General features: G+C 57.6%; 23 protein-coding genes. 6 read left to right on the forward strand and 17 right to left on the reverse strand.

Annotation, left to right across the window (positions count from 1 at the left end; genetic code table 11):
• Positions 1–29 precede the first annotated feature (29 nt).
• Positions 30–305 carry a DUF3509 domain-containing protein gene (locus tag ACN1C3_RS06620; protein WP_419115007.1) on the forward strand — a complete coding sequence of 92 codons (276 nt, stop codon included), beginning with the start codon at positions 30–32 and terminating at the stop codon, positions 303–305.
• A 67-nt stretch (positions 306–372) separates the two neighbouring features.
• Here ACN1C3_RS06620 and ACN1C3_RS06625 read toward each other — a convergent pair whose 3' ends face one another.
• The 6 genes from ACN1C3_RS06625 to aroC form a co-directional block, all read right to left on the reverse strand.
• Positions 373–594, reverse strand: a complete 222-nt coding sequence (locus ACN1C3_RS06625) for a response regulator transcription factor (RefSeq protein WP_419115008.1) — start codon at positions 592–594, stop codon at positions 373–375.
• 276 nt (positions 595–870) lie between these two features.
• The gene (mtnC, locus tag ACN1C3_RS06630) at positions 871–1,554 is read right to left on the reverse strand and encodes an acireductone synthase (RefSeq protein WP_419115009.1); all 684 of its coding nucleotides are present in this window, start codon (positions 1,552–1,554) and stop codon (positions 871–873) included.
• Between the two features lie 4 nt (positions 1,555–1,558).
• Positions 1,559–2,104: a 1,2-dihydroxy-3-keto-5-methylthiopentene dioxygenase gene (locus tag ACN1C3_RS06635; protein WP_419115010.1), complete on the reverse strand. Its 546-nt coding sequence runs from the start codon at positions 2,102–2,104 to the stop codon at positions 1,559–1,561.
• A gap of 99 nt (positions 2,105–2,203) precedes the next feature.
• The gene (locus ACN1C3_RS06640) at positions 2,204–2,824 is read right to left on the reverse strand and encodes a methylthioribulose 1-phosphate dehydratase (protein WP_419115011.1); all 621 of its coding nucleotides are present in this window, start codon (positions 2,822–2,824) and stop codon (positions 2,204–2,206) included.
• Entirely contained in the window at positions 2,821–3,972 is a 1,152-nt protein-coding gene (locus tag ACN1C3_RS06645) for an MFS transporter (protein WP_419115012.1), read from the reverse strand. The genes ACN1C3_RS06640 and ACN1C3_RS06645 overlap by 4 nt, the downstream gene beginning before the upstream one ends.
• A gap of 34 nt (positions 3,973–4,006) precedes the next feature.
• On the reverse strand, positions 4,007–5,098 hold the full coding sequence (gene aroC, locus ACN1C3_RS06650) for a chorismate synthase (RefSeq protein ID WP_419115013.1): 1,092 nt from the start codon (positions 5,096–5,098) through the stop codon (positions 4,007–4,009).
• A gap of 362 nt (positions 5,099–5,460) precedes the next feature.
• Between aroC and ACN1C3_RS06655 the strand changes: the two genes are divergently transcribed.
• Together ACN1C3_RS06655 and ACN1C3_RS06660 are read left to right on the forward strand one after the other, a co-directional pair.
• Positions 5,461–6,459, forward strand: a complete 999-nt coding sequence (locus tag ACN1C3_RS06655; protein WP_419115260.1) for an alpha/beta hydrolase — start codon at positions 5,461–5,463, stop codon at positions 6,457–6,459.
• A gap of 99 nt (positions 6,460–6,558) precedes the next feature.
• On the forward strand, positions 6,559–7,350 hold the full coding sequence (locus tag ACN1C3_RS06660; protein WP_419115014.1) for a hypothetical protein: 792 nt from the start codon (positions 6,559–6,561) through the stop codon (positions 7,348–7,350).
• A gap of 177 nt (positions 7,351–7,527) precedes the next feature.
• Here the strand turns inward: ACN1C3_RS06660 and ACN1C3_RS06665 are convergent, their stop codons facing one another.
• From ACN1C3_RS06665 to cysK, 8 genes are all read right to left on the reverse strand, one after another.
• Complete coding sequence (locus ACN1C3_RS06665; protein ID WP_419115015.1) at positions 7,528–8,286, reverse strand: hypothetical protein; 759 nt, start codon at positions 8,284–8,286, stop codon at positions 7,528–7,530.
• 70 nt (positions 8,287–8,356) lie between these two features.
• The gene (locus tag ACN1C3_RS06670) at positions 8,357–9,313 is read right to left on the reverse strand and encodes a hypothetical protein (protein WP_419115016.1); all 957 of its coding nucleotides are present in this window, start codon (positions 9,311–9,313) and stop codon (positions 8,357–8,359) included.
• A 39-nt stretch (positions 9,314–9,352) separates the two neighbouring features.
• On the reverse strand, positions 9,353–9,658 hold the full coding sequence (locus tag ACN1C3_RS06675) for a hypothetical protein (protein ID WP_419115017.1): 306 nt from the start codon (positions 9,656–9,658) through the stop codon (positions 9,353–9,355).
• 22 nt (positions 9,659–9,680) lie between these two features.
• Positions 9,681–10,175, reverse strand: a complete 495-nt coding sequence (locus ACN1C3_RS06680; protein WP_419115018.1) for an Hcp family type VI secretion system effector — start codon at positions 10,173–10,175, stop codon at positions 9,681–9,683.
• A gap of 243 nt (positions 10,176–10,418) precedes the next feature.
• Positions 10,419–11,282, reverse strand: coding sequence for a DMT family transporter (locus tag ACN1C3_RS06685; protein ID WP_419115019.1), 864 nt, complete (start codon positions 11,280–11,282; stop codon positions 10,419–10,421).
• 97 nt (positions 11,283–11,379) lie between these two features.
• On the reverse strand, positions 11,380–11,544 hold the full coding sequence (locus ACN1C3_RS06690; protein WP_419115020.1) for a hypothetical protein: 165 nt from the start codon (positions 11,542–11,544) through the stop codon (positions 11,380–11,382).
• A gap of 101 nt (positions 11,545–11,645) precedes the next feature.
• A complete protein-coding gene (locus tag ACN1C3_RS06695) occupies positions 11,646–12,584 on the reverse strand; it encodes an aspartyl/asparaginyl beta-hydroxylase domain-containing protein (protein WP_419115021.1) in 939 nt (312 codons plus the stop codon).
• 317 nt (positions 12,585–12,901) lie between these two features.
• Positions 12,902–13,876, reverse strand: a complete 975-nt coding sequence (gene cysK / locus ACN1C3_RS06700; protein WP_419115022.1) for a cysteine synthase A — start codon at positions 13,874–13,876, stop codon at positions 12,902–12,904.
• 126 nt (positions 13,877–14,002) lie between these two features.
• Between cysK and ACN1C3_RS06705 the strand changes: the two genes are divergently transcribed.
• From ACN1C3_RS06705 to ACN1C3_RS06715, 3 genes are all read left to right on the forward strand, one after another.
• Positions 14,003–15,079 (forward strand): DUF748 domain-containing protein, encoded by a 1,077-nt coding sequence (locus ACN1C3_RS06705; protein ID WP_419115023.1) that lies wholly within the window; start codon positions 14,003–14,005, stop codon positions 15,077–15,079.
• Between the two features lie 193 nt (positions 15,080–15,272).
• Positions 15,273–16,118 carry an AAA family ATPase gene (locus ACN1C3_RS06710; protein ID WP_419115024.1) on the forward strand — a complete coding sequence of 282 codons (846 nt, stop codon included), beginning with the start codon at positions 15,273–15,275 and terminating at the stop codon, positions 16,116–16,118.
• Between the two features lie 33 nt (positions 16,119–16,151).
• Positions 16,152–17,330 carry a vWA domain-containing protein gene (locus ACN1C3_RS06715; protein WP_419115025.1) on the forward strand — a complete coding sequence of 393 codons (1,179 nt, stop codon included), beginning with the start codon at positions 16,152–16,154 and terminating at the stop codon, positions 17,328–17,330.
• Between the two features lie 108 nt (positions 17,331–17,438).
• On the opposite strand, the gene ACN1C3_RS06720 is transcribed toward ACN1C3_RS06715, so the two are convergent.
• The 3 genes from ACN1C3_RS06720 to ACN1C3_RS06730 are packed head-to-tail and all read right to left on the reverse strand — an operon-like array spanning position 17,439 to position 19,806.
• Positions 17,439–18,356: a biotin-dependent carboxyltransferase family protein gene (locus ACN1C3_RS06720; RefSeq protein ID WP_419115026.1), complete on the reverse strand. Its 918-nt coding sequence runs from the start codon at positions 18,354–18,356 to the stop codon at positions 17,439–17,441.
• Positions 18,353–19,057, reverse strand: coding sequence for a 5-oxoprolinase subunit PxpB (gene pxpB / locus ACN1C3_RS06725; protein WP_419115027.1), 705 nt, complete (start codon positions 19,055–19,057; stop codon positions 18,353–18,355). Before pxpB ends, ACN1C3_RS06720 begins: the two co-directional genes overlap by 4 nt.
• On the reverse strand, positions 19,054–19,806 hold the full coding sequence (locus tag ACN1C3_RS06730) for a 5-oxoprolinase subunit PxpA (RefSeq protein ID WP_419115028.1): 753 nt from the start codon (positions 19,804–19,806) through the stop codon (positions 19,054–19,056). The genes pxpB and ACN1C3_RS06730 overlap by 4 nt, the downstream gene beginning before the upstream one ends.
• Between the last annotated feature and the right edge of the window lie 26 nt (positions 19,807–19,832).

Here is a 19,832-nt window from a genome sequence, read left to right on the forward strand (position 1 = left end):
CCATTCAAGAGCTAACGGAGCCGATAGACATGAGCCTGATCCAAGAAAAATTCTCTTCTTTGTTTTCCAACTTCGACGTCACCATTCAGGCACGGCCTGACGGCGGTATTTTGCTCACGCTGCGCAATAGCGAAAAACAGCTCAAACGATCGATTTCCTATGCACAGCTGCACGCCGGCGACCAACTGTCCTGGGTCATCAGTGCCATTCGCCGCGACCTGGCAGAACAGGCCAGCGAGCTGCCAAACATTTCGATGCTGCAAAGCCAACACCGCTTCGCGCTGCCGACCTATCACTCGGTCTGAATCAGCGCTCGCTGCACCCGTTCAGGTCGTGCAAGCCTCCAGGCTTCACGACCTGACGTCGTAGGGGTCAGCTCAACAAACCGCGATTAACGGCCTCACCGACAGCCTGAGCCCTGTTGGTCACTTCCAGCTTGCAATAGATATTGCTCAAGTGAAATTTGACCGTAGCCTGAGAAATCTCCCGAATCACACTGATTTCCCATACCGTTTTCCCGGCCTTGGCCCACCTCAGGATTTCAAGCTCCTTTTCGCTTAAGGGCTTGCCCACCGGTCGCTGTCGAATGCTCATTCATGATCTCCCTCTCACTTCGCCAGGTCACACAGCTGCCCACATAAACATTTCGTTGACAGTCCATGCACGAAAAGGCGCAAGAGTTACACACAGGGGAGATTTAACAAGGAAGAAAAGCAACAAACAGCGATGACCTACACATCAACAAGCGTATTCCTACGCCTACAAATCACAACTTGGCCAGTTTCTAAAAGTTGACTGTTGACCTGTTCAAATGCGGCTGACTACTGACACCACATTCGTAGTCAGCCGCTGCAACTTAGCCTCGCGAACTTAGAACCCTGCCGGATCTATTTGCGCAAAGTTGGTCACGTTTGGATGCCCGGCCAATTCGCCCCCGTCGCGCACCAGACCACAGGTGGCCATACCCGCTTCTCGCGCCGCATCCAGTTCCTGAACGATATCGGACAGGAACAGAATCTGCTCGGGCTGACAGCCAATTGCCTGGGTAATCCGCTGATAAGACTGCGCTTCGCGTTTGGGCCCCGACGTGGTGTCGAAATAGCCACTGAACAACGGCGACAAATCACCCGCCTCGGAGCAGCCGAAAATCAGCCGTTGAGCCTGAATCGACCCGGAGGAATAAACAAAGAGTTGATAACCTTCCTGATGCCAGCGTTTCAGCGCTTCTACGGCATCCGGGTAAACGTGTCCTTTGAGCTGCCCGGCCTGATACCCCTGCTCCCAGACCATCCCTTGCAAGGCTTTGAGCGGCGTCGCCTTACGGTCTTCGGCGATCCAGTTCAGGAGAATCTGAATAACCCGCTCAACGTCTGCTGCTGACTCACCACTGTCCTGACGAACAGCCTGCAGTTGCTCGGCCACGTCCGGTCGTTCGGCGTTCTGCCGGACGAATTCGGGAAGATGCTTGGCGGCAAAGGGGAACAGCACCTCAAACACGAAACTCACCGCGCTGGTGGTGCCTTCGATGTCGGTGAGAATGGCTTTGATCGACATCCGCTCAGTCCTCCAGGCCAGGAAAACGGCTGGCGATATCTTCGCCGGTGAATTTGGCCACCCAGCCCTCAGGATTGTTGAACAGGCGGATCGCTACAAAGTGCGGGTTCTCGCCCATGTCGAACCAGTGTCGCGTACCGGCGGGAACCGAAATCAAGTCGTTCTTCTCGCAAAGCACGGCGTACACGTAATCATCGATGTGCAGGGTAAACAGGCCACGTCCGGCGACGAAAAACCGTACTTCGTCTTCGCCATGCTGGTGCTCATCGAGGAACTTGGCACGCAGTTCGGCTTTTTGCGGATGATCGCTGTTGAGGCTGACAACATCGACGGTGATGTAACCACGTTCGGTCATCAGTTTATCAATTTGCTCCTGATAGGCAGCGATCACTTCTTCCTGGCTGGCCCCGGGCTGAATCTTTGTCGCGGCTTGCCAGCGATCGAAACGCACGCCTTTTTCGGCCAGCGTCGAGGCAATGTCGTCGAAATGGGTCAGAACCTTGTTCGGCAGTTCCGGGCTGGATTGGTGGTAAACGGACAGGCTGCTCATGCTGGCAACTCCTCGGTATCAGCATCGCCTTCCGGTTTTTACAGACCGGTCAGGGGGTGCGTTTCATCAGACGGTGGGCTACTTCAGAAGAAGTAAGCGTTAACGGTTAAGCACCGAGCGGGTCTTCAACTCGCACTCGAACAAAAACTCAAAAGCTTCGATCTGCCGCAGCGCATCACTCATCCGCGCGCCCCAAGTGTAAAGACCATGGCCGCGGATCAGGTAACCCACGCAATCGGGATGAGCCTCAAGCCAAGGCTGCACCTTGGCGGCCAGGCGAGCAATATCCTGATCGTTATCGAAGATCGGCACCCGCACTCTGGACTCGTGAGTGGAGATACCACTAAACGCCTTTTGCAATTCGTAGTCTTCGAACTCGATAAAGTCTTCAGCGGTCAGCCGCGACAGCACGGTGGCATTCACCGAGTGCGTGTGCAACACCGCGCCGATCTCCGGGCGCCAGCTGTAGAGCTGGGTGTGCAACAGGGTTTCGGCAGAAGGCTTCTTGCCCGGTTCCAGGCTGTTGCCGGACAGATCGGTGGCCAATACGTCATCCAGGCCCAACTCACCTTTGTGCTTGCCGGAAACGGTCAGCAAGGCTTCGCTGGGCGACAGGCGGGTCGAGTAGTTGCTGCTGGTGGCCGGCGACCAGCCGCGACCATAGAGAAAACGCCCGGCTTCGATGATTTCCAGGGCTAGCTGTTCACGGGTAAGGTTCATGGCCTGTCCTCTTGCATACGTGTGGCAATGATAACGGCTGCAGCCAATGCTGCGAGGCTGGCAATACTAAAGGTCAACGTCGGCCCGAGGGCATTCCAGCTGTAACCGGAATACAACGCGCCCAGCGCGCCGCCAGTGCCGGCCAGCGCGGCGTACAACGCCTGACCCTGACCTTGTTGACGAGCGCCGAAGCTACGTTGCACGAAATGGATGGCAGCCGCGTGAAAGCTGCCGAAAGTGGCCGCGTGCAGCACTTGAGCAAACAGCAGCACCCACAGAAATTCAGCAAAGGAGCCGAGCAACAGCCAGCGCAATGCCGCCAACAGGAAACTTGCCATCAACACTCGGCGCACCGAGAAACGCGCCAGAATCTTGCTCATGGCCAGGAACATCAGCACTTCAGCGACCACGCCCAAGGCCCAGAGCATGCCAATCAAGCCACGGGTATAACCCAGTCGCTCAAGGTGCAGGGTCAGGAAGGTGTAATACGGTCCATGACTCATCTGCATCAGCGCCACGCAGGCATAAAACGCCAACACGCCGGGGCTGCGCAATTGCTTGAGAAACCCCTCGCCCGCCAGACGGTTGCCCTGGGCTGGCTGGGCATTCGGCACCCAGGCGCTGCTGACGACAATCCCGGCCATGATCACCACCAGTGTCACCGGATAGATGTCCAGACTCAGCCATTCGAACAAGCGCCCAAGAACGACCACTGTGATGATAAAACCGATGGAACCCCATAAACGGATCTGACTGTAACGCGAGGCCTGCCCATTCAAGTGCGCCAGGGTGATGACCTCAAATTGCGGCAACACCGCGTGCCAGAAGAACGCATGCAGGGCCATGACCATCGCCAGCCAGGCATAGCTTTTGCTGACGAAAATCAGTGAGAAGGTCAACAGCGTGCAGACCGCACCAAAGCGCACGATCGCCAGTCGGCGTCCGGTGTAGTCACCGAGCCAGCCCCAGATATTCGGCGCCACGCAGCGCATCAGCATCGGGATCGCCACCAGCTCACCAATGCGCGCACTGGAAAAGCCCAGATGATCGAAATACAGCGCCAGAAATGGCGCCGTCGAACCGAGCAAGGCGAAATAGAACAGATAGAAACTGGATAGCCGCCAGTATGGAAGCGCCGCCACGGCCATCAAGCCGTGGTGACTGGCTGGGCGCCCCGTGCCATTACAGCTGGCCCAGCACCGGTGTGCTCACGCGCACGTCCGCGTTCTGCCCGCGATTGCGCAGCAGGTGGTCCATCAGCACGATGGCCATCATCGCTTCGGCGATGGGTGTGGCGCGGATGCCGACGCACGGGTCGTGGCGGCCTTTGGTGATGACGTCCACCGGGTTGCCGTGTACATCAATGGAGCGGCCCGGCGTGGTGATGCTCGAGGTCGGTTTGAGAGCCAGGTGCGCCACGATCGGCTGACCCGACGAGATGCCACCAAGAATGCCGCCAGCGTTGTTGCTGAGGAATCCTTCCGGTGTCATCTCGTCACGGTGCTCCGTGCCACGCTGGGCAACGCTGGCGAAACCGGCGCCGATTTCCACACCCTTGACCGCATTGATGCTCATCAGCGCATGGGCCAGTTCGGCATCGAGGCGATCGAAAATCGGCTCGCCCAGACCCGGCATCACACCTTCGGCAACCACGGTGATCTTCGCGCCGACCGAGTCCTGATCACGGCGCAGTTGGTCCATGTAGGCTTCCAGCTCCGGCACTTTGTCCGGATCGGGGCTGAAGAAGGCGTTCTCTTCCACCGAGTCCCAGGTCTTGAACGGGATTTCGATCGGGCCCAACTGGCTCATGTAGCCGCGGATAACGATGCCCTGGCTCGCCAGGAACTTCTTCGCAATCGCGCCGGCTGCCACGCGCATGGCGGTTTCCCGCGCCGAGCTGCGACCACCGCCGCGATAATCGCGTTCGCCGTATTTGTGGTGGTAGGTGTAGTCGGCGTGGGCCGGACGGAACAGATCCTTGATCGCCGAGTAGTCCTTGGACTTCTGGTCGGTGTTGCGAATCAGCAGACCGATCGGGCAACCGGTCGTGCGGCCTTCGAAAACCCCGGAGAGGATTTCGACTTCGTCGGCTTCCTGGCGCTGGGTGGTGTGGCGGCTGGTGCCGGGCTTGCGCCGGTCCAGATCGCGCTGCAGGTCGTCCAGCGACAGCTCAAGGCCCGGCGGGCAGCCGTCGACAATGGCGACCAACGCCGGACCATGGCTTTCGCCAGCGGTGGTGACAGTGAACAGCTTGCCGTAGGTATTGCCGGACATGCAGGGCGCTCCGCGAAATCAGCTTAAAAAACGTAGGGTCTGTTGACGTTTGGTGACGAACCGCGTTGCTGTGCCAACGTGTGCGAGGCAAGGCGCGGGATGCCGCCAATGGTTGTTCCCTTGGCAAATCCCGCAACGCAGCCTCGCGCAAGTTGGCGCGCAACCCGAAGGGACGGGGCCCACTTGGCGCAGGGCTGCGTTGCTCGGAACTTATTTGGAACAACCAAACCACGTTCCTCGCGCCTTGCCCTGCGCCAAGTGGGCCGCCGTCGCGGTCGTCACCAAACGTCAACAGACCCTAGCCTGAATAACTAAGCGCGTCAGTATACGCACGCTGCCAAAGTAGTTCATCCTTGAACCTTATCGGTGCCCGTGAGTCAAACCTGCACCTTGTTCATAATGGCGTGATGATGCTGCGAGTTCTTGCCTTGAGCCTTACCCTGTTTACCGGCTTCGTCCAGGCCTCCGTCTTGCAACGCCCGATCAGCCTGGACACCGGCAGCGGCGAGTTGTACGGCTCGTTGTTGCTGCCCAAATCCGACACACCGGTGCCGGTGGTATTGATCGTCTCCGGCTCCGGCCCCACTGATCGCGACGGCAACAACCCCGAAGGCGGACGCAATGACAGCCTCAAGCGCCTGGCCTGGGTGCTGGCCAAACACAACATCGCCAGCGTGCGCTATGACAAACGCGGTGTGGCCGCCAGCCTCGCGGCCACCCCAGACGAACGCAATCTGACGCTGGATGCCTACGTGGCCGACGCCGTGGCCTGGGGCCAGAAGCTCAAGGCCGATCCACGCTTCGGCCCCTTGATCCTTCTCGGACACAGCGAAGGCGCACTGATCGCCAGTCTTGCAGCTCCGACAGTGGAGGCTGGCGCAGTGATCTCCGTCTCCGGCAGCGCCCGCCCAATCGACGAGGTGTTGCGTCAGCAGCTGAGCTATCGCCTGCCACCACCGTTGGTGCTGCGCAGTAATCAACTGCTCGACAGCCTCAAGGCCGGCCATGTTGACGAGGATGTGCCGCCGCAGCTGCAAGTGATTTTCCGCCCCAGCGTGCAACCGTATCTGATCACACTGTTTCGCCAGGACCCGGCAGCAGCCTTCGGCAAACTGAAAATGCCAGCCTTGATCATTCAGGGCGGCAACGACATTCAGGTCGGCGTCGGCGACGCAAAAATGCTCAAGGCGGCCAAACCGGATGCCGAACTGGCGCTGATCGAAGGCATGAACCACGTCATGCGCATCGTACCCAACGACATCAAGCGCCAACTGGCGTCCTACAAAGACCCGCAACTGCCACTGGCCGCCGAGCTGGGCGCGCACATCTTGAGTTTTATTGAAGGACTTCGTGCCAGTTAAGCGGCTTTTACCCTCCAGTCCTGAAAAAAACGGCCGATAAGCCTTTGCCAACAGTTCACTTGCTGTCGGCAAGCAGCGCTTGGACAGGATCTCGCCGTTATGACTGATACCCAGAATTCACCCGAAACCGCAGCCGACGAAACCGCCCCCGACGTGGTCGAGCTGCCGTGGGCGGACGTCCATGCCGAGCACCACAAGATGCTCCGTCTGGCGCAGCTGCAAACCGATCGTGCCACGGGCGGGCGACCCTTGCGCTTTGTCGAGTTCGGTTATGCCGAGCGCAACAACAAGGATCGCAGCCTGCTGCGCATGAGTATCCAGCTGCCGAACCAGCGGGTACGCAAAGAGCAGAACCACCTGGACGTATGGGTCGATCACGCCACTCATCGGGTGCATTTCGGCCCTGAAAGCGGCTTGCAAATCGAGCCATTGAACCGTGGAATTGGCCGTTTTCTGTTGGCGCAGGGGATCACCTGGGCACAGAAAAAGTGGTCGCACTACCGCGTCGACGGCTTCGATCTGGCGAACAAGGACGCCCTCAACGAAGACACACGCCTGCGCCGCGATCACGTTCTGCGCTCCCATGGTCTGAATGTGGTTTACGCCGATGCCCAACACTTGAAGGGCAGCGTGAAAGACCTGCAAGTGGGTGAGTTGCGGGCTGGCTGGAACACTGAAAAGCTGCAGTTCGTGGAAATCCTCGAAGCCGCACAGATGCTCCAGCAAGCCGAGCAAAACCTGGCGGAACAGGAAGTCAAACTGCGCCAACAGGAAGAAAAGGTCACCAAGTTCAAGCGCGAAGACATCGGATTACGCTTCACCATCACCTGCCTGGTAGCGTTCTCGGTGTTCCAGGCCGGGTTGTTGATCTGGATTGCTACGCACCGTTAAGTGCTCAACGTTTATGAAAAGGCGGACACTCGTGTTTGAGCTTGTGCCAGAGGAATTCGATCCGGCTCAGCTCCGAGGGAGTGCGGTGGCAAGAAGTACAGGGTTAGCCTTTCGAACTCCGGGAGCTGGAACGGTGCATGTAGCGCTTTCGCCGCGTGAATGGAGGGCGCTGTACGATTAATCCAGGCTTTTATGTGCAATTGCGAGAACCAGAAGCACCAAGCCTAACGCCATGAAAGTTATTAGTGGCAGTCTTATCCAGCGTCGAAGGTGAGGAGGAAAGTTATCGATATCATCTTGATTCACATCGCCCACTCTAACATTCTTGGGCGAATGTAATGCGCCACTTATAGTGGTCAGTCGATTGACACGTCCTCGTAAACCATTGCCTGTGAATTGCTGGTGTCGAGAGATAAACAAGCAGCGGCTAAGATTCTTTTCTATTTCGTCGATTTTAAAAAAAGCGACATACATATAGACGCAAGCGCACAAAACCATCAGCCCTAAGCACAAAGCCATTCCCTTTATTAACATCCATTCAGCTTGAGTGGTACTTGACGGTTTCCAGCCGAATAGAACCATTATAAAAAAAAGGGCAAAAAATCCCACCCCACCAATAAACGTCAATTGATCGGCTATTTTTATCCAGCGGCGTAAGTTTTCAGGGAAATTTTCTATGTCTTCCGGGTCAGCCCTACCGTCTTGGAGATAAATGCTTGGATTGCTCAGAATGGAACTGACAGTGTTCAGTATGTAGAAGCGACCTTGAGGTGTGTTCCTCATCATTGATTTGAGCACATTTATGCCTTGGCAACGGTCAAGACACTTGAGGATTTTCTCCATTTTAAAAAAAACCATGTATAGCGAAACGCCTAACCCCAAGAGTACTAGGGCAAGTGCCGAAAGACAAAAAACAATAAAAACCCAATTTCCCATGATGGAGACTCAGTAGTCTAATTAATAGATTGCGTAATGTTGAGGTGGTAAAAAGTTTAGGGTGGTCTGTTTATCTTGTCTCCTTGTAAACCAATTCGCCAACAATCTCGCCAAGTGTTTCTACTGCTTTTCCTCCTGTAGCAGATCCCACACCTACGATAACCAATCCACAGACAAGGCCGCCCACACCACCTGCAGCAGTGAAAGCTGGGCATATAACAGCTGCAGCTTTAATACCCGCCGCTCCTCCGGCCCACCCACCCGCAAGAGCTCCAGTAAACTTCCCTCCTTCCGTGAACTTCACTTCTTGGCATTCCTCTTCTCGCCCCACACGGCAGGTTTCCTGCACGTTCATCACCGAGGCTGTGGCGCCAAGACCTATGCCGACCACCCCACCTGCCTTGATGTACTTGGCGGCTCTACTTACCCCATCAATATGAGTCGCATACCCCGGTATCTGCCCCGGTGCTCCGGCCTTGTCCCAATGATGAATCAGGCTACGACTGGAGATACCAAGGGCGGTTTTCAGTTTGGGGTGGTCGGGTAGGCCGATGCTTTTGCGTACCAGTGGACCGAGGCTGTTATCCAGTTGTGAGAGTAGGCGTTTGCGTTCGGCGAAAAATTCCGCTGTTTGCAGATGGCCGTGTTGTTGATAGGTGCGTTGATGCAGGCTTTCCAGGTTAACAAGGGTGTCTTGCATGGTGACGAGGTGCCGGGCAAACATGGTTTCGCCAATACCAACAGCGGTTGAGCCGTGGGTCACGAAGGACTCGATCACACCATGTTGTTGCACCATGAAGGCGGCTTCTTCATCGGTGAGGTCTTGCAGCGCGGCATCGACAGCGGCGGCTGCCTGTTTGAGGTGTGCGACTTCGGGGTAGCAGAGGCGATAGTCGGGGTCGGCCAGGATGACCATTTGGCCGGGTTTGAGTTGTGGCCCCAAGTGTGAGTTGAAGCTGAGGAACTGTTTGGCCCTGACCGAGAACGGGTCATTGAAAAAGCTGGCTTGCAGTTCGTTCCGGCTCATCGGCCGTTGCACGATATGAAAGCCCGACGGAGCACCTTCCTAGCGAACCTTCACCGGTTCGATGGATTTCATGAAGGCCTGCCGAGCCCGGGCTTCGGCTGCGGCTTTTTCAAAAGGCGCCCAGTCGAAGGCATGGGCTTGTGGCTTGAGCAGCAGCCATTCGCCGCTTTTGACTGCATCGAGCACTTCGCCGTCAAAGTTGAGCAGCAAGGTGTCACGAAGTCCCTGGAGGCCTTCGATGTCTTGCAGGCCTTCGAGTGCCTGTTCTACCCATGGCAGCGCTTCGCGGGCGCTATAGGAAAAAGGGCGGTATTGAGGAAGGTCATTGCGATGAATCAGTTTCATTTTGGGCAGGCCTCACTATGGTTCAGTCGCGCCATTGATCTATGCCGGTGGTCCCGCAGACTTCGTGAGTCCAGGTAATTCGGCGATAGGCGAAGTGCACTGTTTCCATGAGGGTGTATTCCGCCTTGTCGGGGTCCTGACAATGGGGCATGACGATTTCTGCATGAGTGATGACCGCTTCATCCAGTGTCATCGTGTAGTAGTGCTCCTGCCCTCCCTGGGCTGACGTGCGATAAAACTCCACGCGACAGCAGGTCAAGGGCTCACCGTTGAACAGCGCGATATTGATCAGTGGTGATGATTTGTCGATCACCTTGGTGACCATCAACGGCCCGTGTTGCCTGCGGCCGGACTGGGCACCTGGTGGGACAAACACGACATGCTTGAAGGCCTGAACCAATATCTGATCTTCATGACCTTCTTGATAGCTGTTGCCGACCGATTCCTTGGTGAACGCTCCGGCGGTGATAAGGCCCTGATGGGCGCCTTCGATGGTCATGTAGGCGGGTGTTGGCATTTGGCTTCTCCGTTGCCATGGGTGATGAACATTTAAAGCGCGGAGCAACGGCGACTTTTAAATGAGCTCACTGTTATAGCAACGTCGAATCGGTTTGTTCTGGGGCGCAGAGGAATAGGGACGTAGCCCTCAACAATTGGAGAAAACTCTTACGGGATTGCTCAAGCATTGTTGTCGACGCTATCAACAACTGATCGGCAGGAGCCTTCGACAACGCCGAAGGCTCCGACAACCCGCCTCGAATCAGCGCGTTTTACGGAACACAAACACCAACCCGACGATGATCAACAGCATGCCGAGCATGCTCAACGTCGCCAGTGTGTTGCCGAAAAACAGATAGTCCATCACCGCCGTCACCGCTGGCACCAGATAGAACAGACTGGTGACATTCACCAGATTGCCCCGGGCGATCAAGCGATAGAGCAACAGGGTCGCCAGCACCGAAACCACCAGCCCCATCCATAACACCGGCACGATAAAACCCGTGTCGTGTTCAAAGTGGAACGGCTGGAACGGCACAAACACCCCACACAGCAGCAGTCCGGCCAGGTATTGCACCGGCAGCGTGCCCAACGGGTTATCGGTGATGCGTTTCTGCATGATCGCGCCAAACGTCATGCTCGCCAGCGCCAGCAAACCGAAAAGCATCCCGGCCAGGGACATTCCCGCCAAACCAATGCCTTGGTAAACCACCATGACCAGACCCGCTAACCCAAGCGCCAGACCGAAGATCCGGCTCCAGGAACGCTGACGCTCCATCAGCACCACGGTGAGGATCGGTTGTACGCCCATGATGGTGGCCATCACCCCGGGGGTGACCTTCAAATCGAGGGCCAGTAGATAGAAAATCTGATACGCCCCCAGCAACACCACACCGGTGGCTGCCGCATAGAGCATCGGTTTGCCGCCACGGGGCAGTTTCAGCTTGAGCAACGGCATCAACAACACCAGCCCGAACAGCGCAATGGCGAAGCGGATCAGCAGGAAGGCAAAGGGTGAGGCGTGAGCCAGCCCCCATTTAGAGAAGATCGCCCCGCTACTCCAGAGCAGGACGAACAGGCTCGTCGAGGCTGCCGCAAGCGCGGACTTTTTCGAAAGGACAAACATGGATACCACCTGTAATCAGGCAAAAAAGCCAACTCAGCAAAGGCTGAAGTTCAGTAGTTTTTTTCAGGCGGGCACAGGGAACAGCAAACGAAGCTGGTCAGCCCTGAATGCCAACGCCTGGCGGTGATACGACTGCGCACACCGGCGTGCTACTGACAGGTGGGGGGTAATGACTGATCTGCGCAGGCTGCTGATCCCCGCACGGCACGACGCCAGCGTTGACCGCTGAATCGACTACCGTGTTGATGAGGGAAGCTGGCATGGGCTGATCTTTTTTGAGGAGAGACATCAGGTGGGTTGTATAACGCACCGAGCGCCGACTATAACCAGCGCCCGATACCTATTGCAACGACTTGCAACGACTTAGCCAAACAACCAGTAACCCAGTAATGTCAGTACGACAACCGCCAACACTGGCCGCAGGATGCGATAGAGCTTCGGATTACGGCGTTTCCACTGTTTGACCACACCACTGAAGCGGTCACTGGAATTCTTGCTCCAGGCATAGGCCTGGTTGATGCCGCCGACGCGTTCGTCGTCGAGGTTCTGTGGTGCAGTGGCGCGGCCCAGCAAACCACTGACCCAACGGTTGATACGGGTCATGAGGCGGTTGCTCAGCGGGCGCTCGATGTCACAGAACAGGATCACGCGGGTCTTTTCGGTTTCGTTTTTGACCCAGTGCACATAGGTCTCGTCGAACATCACGTCTTCGCCATCGCGCCAGGCGTAGACCTGACCGTCGACAAAAATACGGCAATCGTCAGAGTTCGGTGTCGACAGCCCCAGATGATAACGCAGGGAACCGGCGAACGGATCGCGGTGCGGGTTGAGGTGGCTGCCGCCCGGCAGCAAGGCGAACATCGCGCCTTTTACATTGGGAATACTGCTGACCAGCGCCACGGTTTTCGGGCAGAGCACCTCGGCCGACGGCAATGGCTTGTCGTACCACTTGAGGTAAAAACGCTTCCAGCCCTTTTTGAAGAACGAGCCAAAACCGGCATCGTTGTTCTTCTCGGCGGCGCGGATGTAGCCCTCGTCGAACAAGTGCATGGCTTCGTCGCGGATGACTTCCCAGTTGTCTTTGAGCACATCCAGTTCAGGGAACTTGCTGCGATCCAGGTAGGGTTTGGACGGCACGCCGGAGAACAGGTACATCAAGGCGTTGTAGGGAGCGAACAGTGCGGAATGGTTGACGAACTGACGCAATACCGGCAGACGCGCCTTGCCGCGCAAATGCACATAGAGCGTGCTGCCCAGGAACAGCAGCAATATCGACGCCTTGGCGGCAAAGGAAAAGGTCATGCAACAACTCCTTGATAATAGGCAACTCTGCGCGATGTCATTTACCCCACATGGCAGCCGGCCATGATAAACACTACCGGCCTCGGGAAAAACCCGCCTGACTCAACATTCAGTATTAAGGGATACGCAATAAAGCACTTATTAACATAAGGCGGCTGAACAGGGGCTGATGTGGATCAGCACAACAGTCCGCAGATCGTTCCCACGCTCCTGCGTGGGGATGCAGCCCGTGACGCTCCGCGTCAAAGCGGACGCAGAGCGTCCAGTGAGGCATTCCCACGCAGAGCGTGGGAACGATCATCTATCGATCTGACGCCTTACTGCTGATTCTCCTGCTCAGTAAACAAATCGCTGAACAACATGCTCGACAGGTAACGCTCACCCGAGTCCGGCAGAATCACCACAATAGTCTTGCCCTGCATTTCCGGAGTTTCGGCCAGACGCACGGCGACGGCCATGGCTGCGCCACCGGAAATACCGCTCAGAATCCCCTCTTCCTGCATTAGCCGCAGGGCCATCGCCTTGGATTCTTCATCGCTGACCAATTCAACCCGGTCGACCATCGACAGATCGAGGTTTTTCGGCACAAACCCGGCGCCAATGCCCTGAATCTTGTGCGGGCTCGGCTTGATCTCTTCCCCGGCCAGCGCCTGGGTGATCACCGGCGAGACGATCGGCTCCACCGCAACCGACAGAATCGGCTTGCCCTTGGTGTTTTTGATGTAGCGCGACACACCAGTAATGGTCCCACCCGTGCCCACACCCGCCACTAGCACGTCCACCGCACCGTCGGTGTCATTCCAGATTTCCGGGCCGGTGGTTTTTTCATGGATAGCCGGGTTGGCCGGGTTATCGAACTGCTGCGGCATGAAGTACTGGGCCGGATTGCTGGCGGCGATTTCCTCAGCTTTCTCGATCGCACCTTTCATGCCTTTGGCGGGTTCAGTCAGCACCAATTCGGCACCCAGTGCCTTGAGGACTTTGCGCCGTTCGATGCTCATGGATGCCGGCATGGTCAGTACCAACTTGTACCCTCGGGCAGCCGCGACGAACGCCAGGCCAATGCCGGTATTACCCGAGGTCGGCTCGATGATGGTCATGCCAGGCTTGAGCTTGCCGGTGCTTTCGGCGTCCCAGATCATGCTCGCGCCAATCCGGCACTTGACCGAATACCCAGGGTTACGCCCTTCGGTCTTGGCCAGAATCGTAACGCCACGAGGGGCAATGCGGTTGATCTGTATCAACGGCGTATTGCCTATGGAATGGGCGTTGTCAACAAAAATGCGGCTCATGGCTGGGTCCTTGTACAGCATTGAATAAGCCTTCAAGGGTAAGCCTCGTGCTCATGAGCGTCCAGTCGGTCGAACGACTGTCATGCAGAGCAGTCAATGGCTTTATATGGCCGGAGATTGAATACCATGAAGCGTCGATACAGTTGGCCCCTGTGGACTCTGGCCGGCATCGTCGTGCTGCTGGTCGCGCTGGACATCGCTCTGCCCTACCTGGTTCGCGACTACTTGAACGACAAGCTGGCGGATATGGGCGACTACCGCGGCCAGGTCACCGACGTCGACGTGGCGCTGTGGCGCGGTGCCTACCGGATTAACGGGCTGAAGATCGTCAAGGTCGACGGCAAGGTGCCGGTGCCCTTCGTCAATGCGCCGTTGATCGACCTTTCAGTCAGTTGGCATTCGCTCTGGTACAACCACGCGGTGGTGGCCAAAGTCCTGTTCGTTAAACCGGAGCTGAACTTCGTCGACGGCGGTGCCAACAAGCAGGCCTCGCAAACCGGCCAAGGTACCAACTGGCGGGCACAATTGAGCAAGCTGGTGCCCATCACGCTGAACGAAGTACGCATCAATAACGGGCGAATTGCTTTCCACAATTTCAACTCGAAACCGCCGGTCAACATGGATGCCACTCAAGTCAACGCCAGCGTGTACAACCTGACCAATGTGGTCGACGTCAAAGGTAAACGTGACGCCCGCTTCGAAGGTAAAGCTCTGCTGCTTGGGCATGCACCGCTGGAAACCACGGCCACCTTCGACCCGCTGAGCAACTTCGAAGACTTCGAATTCCGCCTGCGTGCCAAGGATATTGAACTCAGACGCATGAACGACTTCGCCTCGGCCTACGGCAAGTTCGATTTCAATGCAGGCTCCGGTGACGTGGTGATAGAGGCCCAAGCCAAAAAAGGCCAACTCACGGGCTATATCAAACCGCTGTTAAGGAACGTCGAGGTGTTCAATTGGCAGCAGGACGTCGAAAACAAGAACAAAAGCATCTTCCGTTCCGTGTGGGAAGCCTTGGTCGGCACCAGTGAAACGGTGCTCAAGAACCAAAGAAAAAACCAGTTCGCCACCCGCGTCGAGCTCAGCGGCAGCGTTCACCAGCGAGATACCAGCGCGTTCCAGGCGTTTTTGCAGATCTTGCGTAACGGCTTCATCCAGGCGTTCAACGCCAATTATGAGCAACCCAAACCGTCGCCTGGCTAATCTTTGAGGGTCACTTGATAACGGCCGGTTTTTTCGGCCCGCCCTGACTGAGTCAACATGTGACGCTCCATTCAGAGACTGAATGGGGCGTCTGCGTTCACAGTCGACCGGGCGCCGCGTTATAGTCGGACATGTTTTTTATTTCGCCCGCCCTGCTTTGCTCAGGTTGGCGTTACCGTTCGAGGAATTGCAGATGAAGTTCGAAGGCACCCGCGCATACGTCGCCACCGATGACCTGAAGCTGGCGGTCAACGCCGCCATCACGCTGGAGCGGCCTTTGCTGGTCAAAGGCGAGCCCGGCACCGGCAAAACCATGCTCGCCGAGCAAATGGCCGAGTCCTTCGGCGCGCGGTTGATCACCTGGCACATCAAGTCCACCACCAAGGCTCACCAAGGCCTCTACGAGTACGACGCGGTCAGCCGTCTGCGTGACTCGCAGCTGGGCGTGGACAAGGTCCATGACGTTCGTAACTACCTGAAAAAGGGCAAGCTCTGGGAAGCCTTCGAGTCCGAGGAGCGGGTGGTTCTGCTGATCGACGAGATCGACAAGGCCGACATCGAATTCCCTAACGACCTGCTGCAAGAACTCGACAAGATGGAGTTCTACGTTTACGAGATCGACGAAACAATCAAAGCCAAAAAACGCCCGATCATCATCATTACCTCCAACAACGAGAAAGAGCTGCCGGACGCCTTCCTGCGCCGCTGCTTCTTCCACTACATCGCTTTCCCTGACCGCGTCACCCTGCAAAAAATCGTCGACGTGCACTACCCGGACATCAAGAAAGATCTGGTCAGCGAAGCGCTGGACGTGTTCTTCGACGTGCGCAAGGTGCCGGGTCTGAAGAAGAAGCCGTCAACCTCCGAACTGGTGGACTGGCTGAAACTGCTGATGGCCGACAACATTGGCGAAGCGGTGCTGCGTGAGCGCGATCCAACCAAGGCGATCCCGCCACTGGCAGGCGCCTTGGTGAAGAACGAGCAGGACGTGCAATTGCTTGAGCGTCTGGCGTTCATGAGCCGCCGCGGCACTCGCTGATACTTCTTTTTTACGATCTCAAGGGCGACAGCCATGCTGCTCAACCTGTTCAATGAAATGCGCGCGGCCAAGGTGCCGGTTTCGGTACGCGAACTGCTCGACCTGATCAACGCGCTGAAACAGCGGGTGATCTTCGCCGACATGGACGAGTTCTATTACCTCGCCCGGGCGATTCTGGTGAAGGACGAACGGCATTTCGACAAGTTCGACCGGGCGTTCGGCGCCTACTTCAATGGCCTGGAAAAGCTCGACGATCATCTTCAGGCGTTGATCCCCGAAGACTGGCTGCGCAAGGAATTCGAGCGTTCCCTGAGCGACGAAGAGCGTGCACAGATCCAGTCCCTGGGTGGCCTGGACAAGCTGATTGAAGAGTTCAAGAAGCGCCTCGAAGAGCAAAAGGAACGTCACGCCGGTGGCAACAAATGGATCGGCACCGGCGGCACCAGTCCGTTCGGCTCCGGCGGTTTCAACCCGGAAGGCATTCGGGTTGGCGATGCTGGCAAACGTCAGGGCAAAGCTGTCAAGGTCTGGGATCAGCGCGAGTACAAGAACCTCGACGATTCGGTCGAACTCGGTACGCGCAACATCAAGATCGCCCTGCGTCGTCTGCGCAAATTCGCTCGCCAGGGCGCAGCGGAAGAACTGGATATCGACGGCACCATCGACCACACCGCTCGCGATGCGGGGTTGCTGAACATTCAGATGCGTCCAGAGCGTCGAAACACCATCAAGCTGTTGCTGCTGTTCGACATCGGCGGCTCGATGGACGCCCATGTGAAGATTTGCGAGGAGCTGTTTTCGGCCTGCAAAACCGAGTTCAAGCATCTGGAGTATTTCTATTTCCACAACTTCATTTATGAATCGGTGTGGAAGAACAATATGCGTCGCGGCTCCGAACAGACGTCGACCCAGGATTTGCTGCACAAGTACGGCGCTGACTATAAAGTGATCTTCATCGGCGACGCCGCCATGGCGCCCTACGAAATCACCCAGGCCGGTGGCAGCGTCGAGCACTGGAACGAAGAAGCCGGTTATGTGTGGATGCAGCGTTTCAAGGAGAAGTACAAGAAGCTCATCTGGATCAACCCGTACCCGAAAGACACCTGGGGCTACACCGCTTCGACCAACATCGTGCGTGACCTGGTTGAAGATCAGATGTTTCCGTTGACGTTGCGTGGGCTGGAAGAAGGGATGCGGTTCCTCTCGAAATGATCGCTCCCATGCTCTGCGTGAGAATGCCGCCCGGGACGCTCCGCGTCCCAGTGACGCAGAGCGTCATAGGATGCATTCCCACGCGGGAGCGTGGGAACGATCAGTTGCCTACCTAAACCTGCGCAAATACCCAACCTGCTGCTGATGCGCCGTCTCCTGCACCACCGGCGCCAAGCGTACCTGCGCCCCTGGCAAACATTGCGCCAGCCGCGCCAGCGCCAAGGGTGTCAACGCTCCCAACCGTGGATAACCGCCAATGGTCTGCCGGTCATTGAGCAACACGATCGGCTGCCCATCCGGCGGCACCTGAATGGCGCCCAGCGGGATGCCTTCGGAAATCATCGGTTTACCCTGATACTCCAACACCGGCCCCAGCAGACGAATACCCATGCGATCAGCCCGACTGTCGACAGTCCAGGCGTTATTGAACGCATCGAACAGACTTTGCCCACTGAACTCACCGATCTGCGCACCGAGCACCACGTCCAGTGGCGAGCGCTGCTTGAAGTCCGGAATCAGTTCGCGAGGCAGTTCGCGCACATTAACCGCTGGCCGCAGGTAACTCAGCTCATCGCCTTTGGCCAACGCCCGCCCAAAACCATCAAGGCCGCCAAGTTCTTCACGCACCACCGTGGCACAACTGCCCAACACCATTGACGCAGCGAAACCACCGGGTGCGGCGAGATAGCCTCGAGCCCCCAGCAGCGGCTGAGTGAACTGCAGGCGTTGGCCCTTCTTCAGACTGAAACTGCGCCACGGAGCGAGAGGCTGACCGTCGAGTTGTGCGCCAAGATCCGCCCCCGCCAGCGCCAGGCAGCAATCGTCCTGCGCCACCAGCGTGAAGCCGCCGAGGGTCACTTCGATCACCGCCGCATCCAGCGAATTGCCCAGCAGCCAATTGGCCCAGGACATCGACACCCAGTCCAGCGCGCCGCCCTGAGTCACGCCCAGATGTCGCACGCCGAACCGCCCGGCGTCCTGCAGCAGGCACAGCGGGGTGCTGGCTTCAATTAATAGACGGCTCATGCCACGTTCTCCATCGGCGTGTCATCACCGCCCAGGTTGATGAATTCGGCATGGCTGACGGCCTCGAAACGCACCGTGTCGCCCGGTTGCATCAGGCTATAGCCGTCGCGCTCTCGGTCGAAGAGCCTGCTCGGTGTCCGCCCGATCAAGTTCCAGCCGCCCGGCGATACCACCGGATAGGCCGCGGTCTGGCGCTCGGCGATTCCCACACTGCCGGCCGCCACGCGCTTGCGCGGCGTACTCAAACGCGGTGCGGCCAGCGCCTCTTCCACCAGGCCCATAAAGGCAAAACCCGGCGCAAAGCCCAAGGCGAACACCTGATACTCACGCTCGCTGTGGCGACGAATGACCTCGTCAACCGCCAAACCGCTGCGCCGGGACAACAGATTCAACTCCGGCCCGACACTCAGGTCATACCAGACCGGCAGCACATGACACCGGCCTCCTGCCTGTGGATTCGGCGCCAGGTCGGTCAAGGCCTCGGCAATCAGTTCGCGGGCCTGGGCCGGCGTCAGCGCAGTCAGATCGTAATGCACCATCAAGGTCGTGTAGGACGGCACCAGATCGATCAGTTGCTCGGCGAACCCGCTGCGCAACCGTTCGCTGGCGGCGAGCATCCAAGGCATGTTGTCCTCGGCAATAACGTCGAACAGCCGCACCATCAGACAGTCGATTGCAACCACTTCAACCCGTGGCTTCATGGTTGAGTCTGCTGTTTCAAGGCCTCGCGGATACGCCGTACCGCAGCGACCGAACTGGCGTTGTCGCCATGTACACACAGGGTGTTGGCCTGCAGATGTAAGGCGCTGCCATCGCTGGCGATCAGGTGGTCACCACGGGCGATGATCAGCGCCTGTTCGATGATCTTCTCGGGATCGTGATGCACCGCCCCCGGCAACTGCCGCGATACCAATCGCCCGGCACTGTCATAAGCGCGATCAGCGAAGGCCTCGAACCACAACGACACACCGTACTCATCGCCCAAGGCTTGAGCTGCACTGTTGTCGCGAGTCGCCATCAGCATCAATGGCAGTTGTCGGTCATAAGCGGCCACGGCCTGGATCACCGCACGTAGCTGCTCAGGGTTGGCCATCATGTCGTTGTACATCGCGCCGTGGGGTTTGACGTAACTCACGCGGCTGCCCTGGGCCCGGCAAATGCCATCGAGGGCGCCGATCTGATAGTGCAGCAGGTCCTGAATTTCCTGCGGGGTGCAGGCCATGGAGCGGCGACCGAAACCCACCAGATCCGGGTAGGCCGGGTGGGCGCCAATCTGTACGCCGTTGTCCAGCGCAAGACTGACCGTCTTGCGCATGATGCTCGGGTCACCGGCATGGAAACCGCAGGCGATGTTGGCGCAATCAATGAACGGCATGACCTCGGCGTCCAGACCCATGGTCCAGTTGCCAAAGCTTTCGCCGATGTCGCAGTTCAATAGCAGGCGGTTCACGGTGAACACTCCTGTAGGCTTTTGAA

Origin of the sequence: Pseudomonas sp. H11T01, from assembly GCF_048515765.1 — a bacterium.
GTDB lineage: Bacteria > Pseudomonadota > Gammaproteobacteria > Pseudomonadales > Pseudomonadaceae > Aquipseudomonas.

Bases quoted from the DNA above. Each gene is read 5' to 3' on its own strand.
- ACN1C3_RS06620 (WP_419115007.1), top strand. From the start codon at position 30: ATGAGCCTGATCCAAGAAAAATTCTCTTCTTTGTTTTCCAACTTCGAC.
- ACN1C3_RS06625 (WP_419115008.1), bottom strand. From the start codon at position 594: ATGAGCATTCGACAGCGACCGGTGGGCAAGCCCTTAAGCGAAAAGGAG.
- mtnC (WP_419115009.1), bottom strand. From the start codon at position 1,554: ATGTCGATCAAAGCCATTCTCACCGACATCGAAGGCACCACCAGCGCG.
- ACN1C3_RS06635 (WP_419115010.1), bottom strand. From the start codon at position 2,104: ATGAGCAGCCTGTCCGTTTACCACCAATCCAGCCCGGAACTGCCGAAC.
- ACN1C3_RS06640 (WP_419115011.1), bottom strand. From the start codon at position 2,824: ATGAACCTTACCCGTGAACAGCTAGCCCTGGAAATCATCGAAGCCGGG.
- ACN1C3_RS06645 (WP_419115012.1), bottom strand. From the start codon at position 3,972: ATGGCCGTGGCGGCGCTTCCATACTGGCGGCTATCCAGTTTCTATCTG.
- aroC (WP_419115013.1), bottom strand. From the start codon at position 5,098: ATGTCCGGCAATACCTACGGCAAGCTGTTCACTGTCACCACCGCTGGC.
- ACN1C3_RS06660 (WP_419115014.1), top strand. From the start codon at position 6,559: ATGACTGATACCCAGAATTCACCCGAAACCGCAGCCGACGAAACCGCC.
- ACN1C3_RS06665 (WP_419115015.1), bottom strand. From the start codon at position 8,286: ATGGGAAATTGGGTTTTTATTGTTTTTTGTCTTTCGGCACTTGCCCTA.
- ACN1C3_RS06670 (WP_419115016.1), bottom strand. From the start codon at position 9,313: ATGAGCCGGAACGAACTGCAAGCCAGCTTTTTCAATGACCCGTTCTCG.
- ACN1C3_RS06675 (WP_419115017.1), bottom strand. From the start codon at position 9,658: ATGAAACTGATTCATCGCAATGACCTTCCTCAATACCGCCCTTTTTCC.
- ACN1C3_RS06680 (WP_419115018.1), bottom strand. From the start codon at position 10,175: ATGCCAACACCCGCCTACATGACCATCGAAGGCGCCCATCAGGGCCTT.
- ACN1C3_RS06685 (WP_419115019.1), bottom strand. From the start codon at position 11,282: ATGTTTGTCCTTTCGAAAAAGTCCGCGCTTGCGGCAGCCTCGACGAGC.
- ACN1C3_RS06690 (WP_419115020.1), bottom strand. From the start codon at position 11,544: ATGCCAGCTTCCCTCATCAACACGGTAGTCGATTCAGCGGTCAACGCT.
- ACN1C3_RS06695 (WP_419115021.1), bottom strand. From the start codon at position 12,584: ATGACCTTTTCCTTTGCCGCCAAGGCGTCGATATTGCTGCTGTTCCTG.
- cysK (WP_419115022.1), bottom strand. From the start codon at position 13,876: ATGAGCCGCATTTTTGTTGACAACGCCCATTCCATAGGCAATACGCCG.
- ACN1C3_RS06705 (WP_419115023.1), top strand. From the start codon at position 14,003: ATGAAGCGTCGATACAGTTGGCCCCTGTGGACTCTGGCCGGCATCGTC.
- ACN1C3_RS06710 (WP_419115024.1), top strand. From the start codon at position 15,273: ATGAAGTTCGAAGGCACCCGCGCATACGTCGCCACCGATGACCTGAAG.
- ACN1C3_RS06715 (WP_419115025.1), top strand. From the start codon at position 16,152: ATGCTGCTCAACCTGTTCAATGAAATGCGCGCGGCCAAGGTGCCGGTT.
- ACN1C3_RS06720 (WP_419115026.1), bottom strand. From the start codon at position 18,356: ATGAGCCGTCTATTAATTGAAGCCAGCACCCCGCTGTGCCTGCTGCAG.
- pxpB (WP_419115027.1), bottom strand. From the start codon at position 19,057: ATGAAGCCACGGGTTGAAGTGGTTGCAATCGACTGTCTGATGGTGCGG.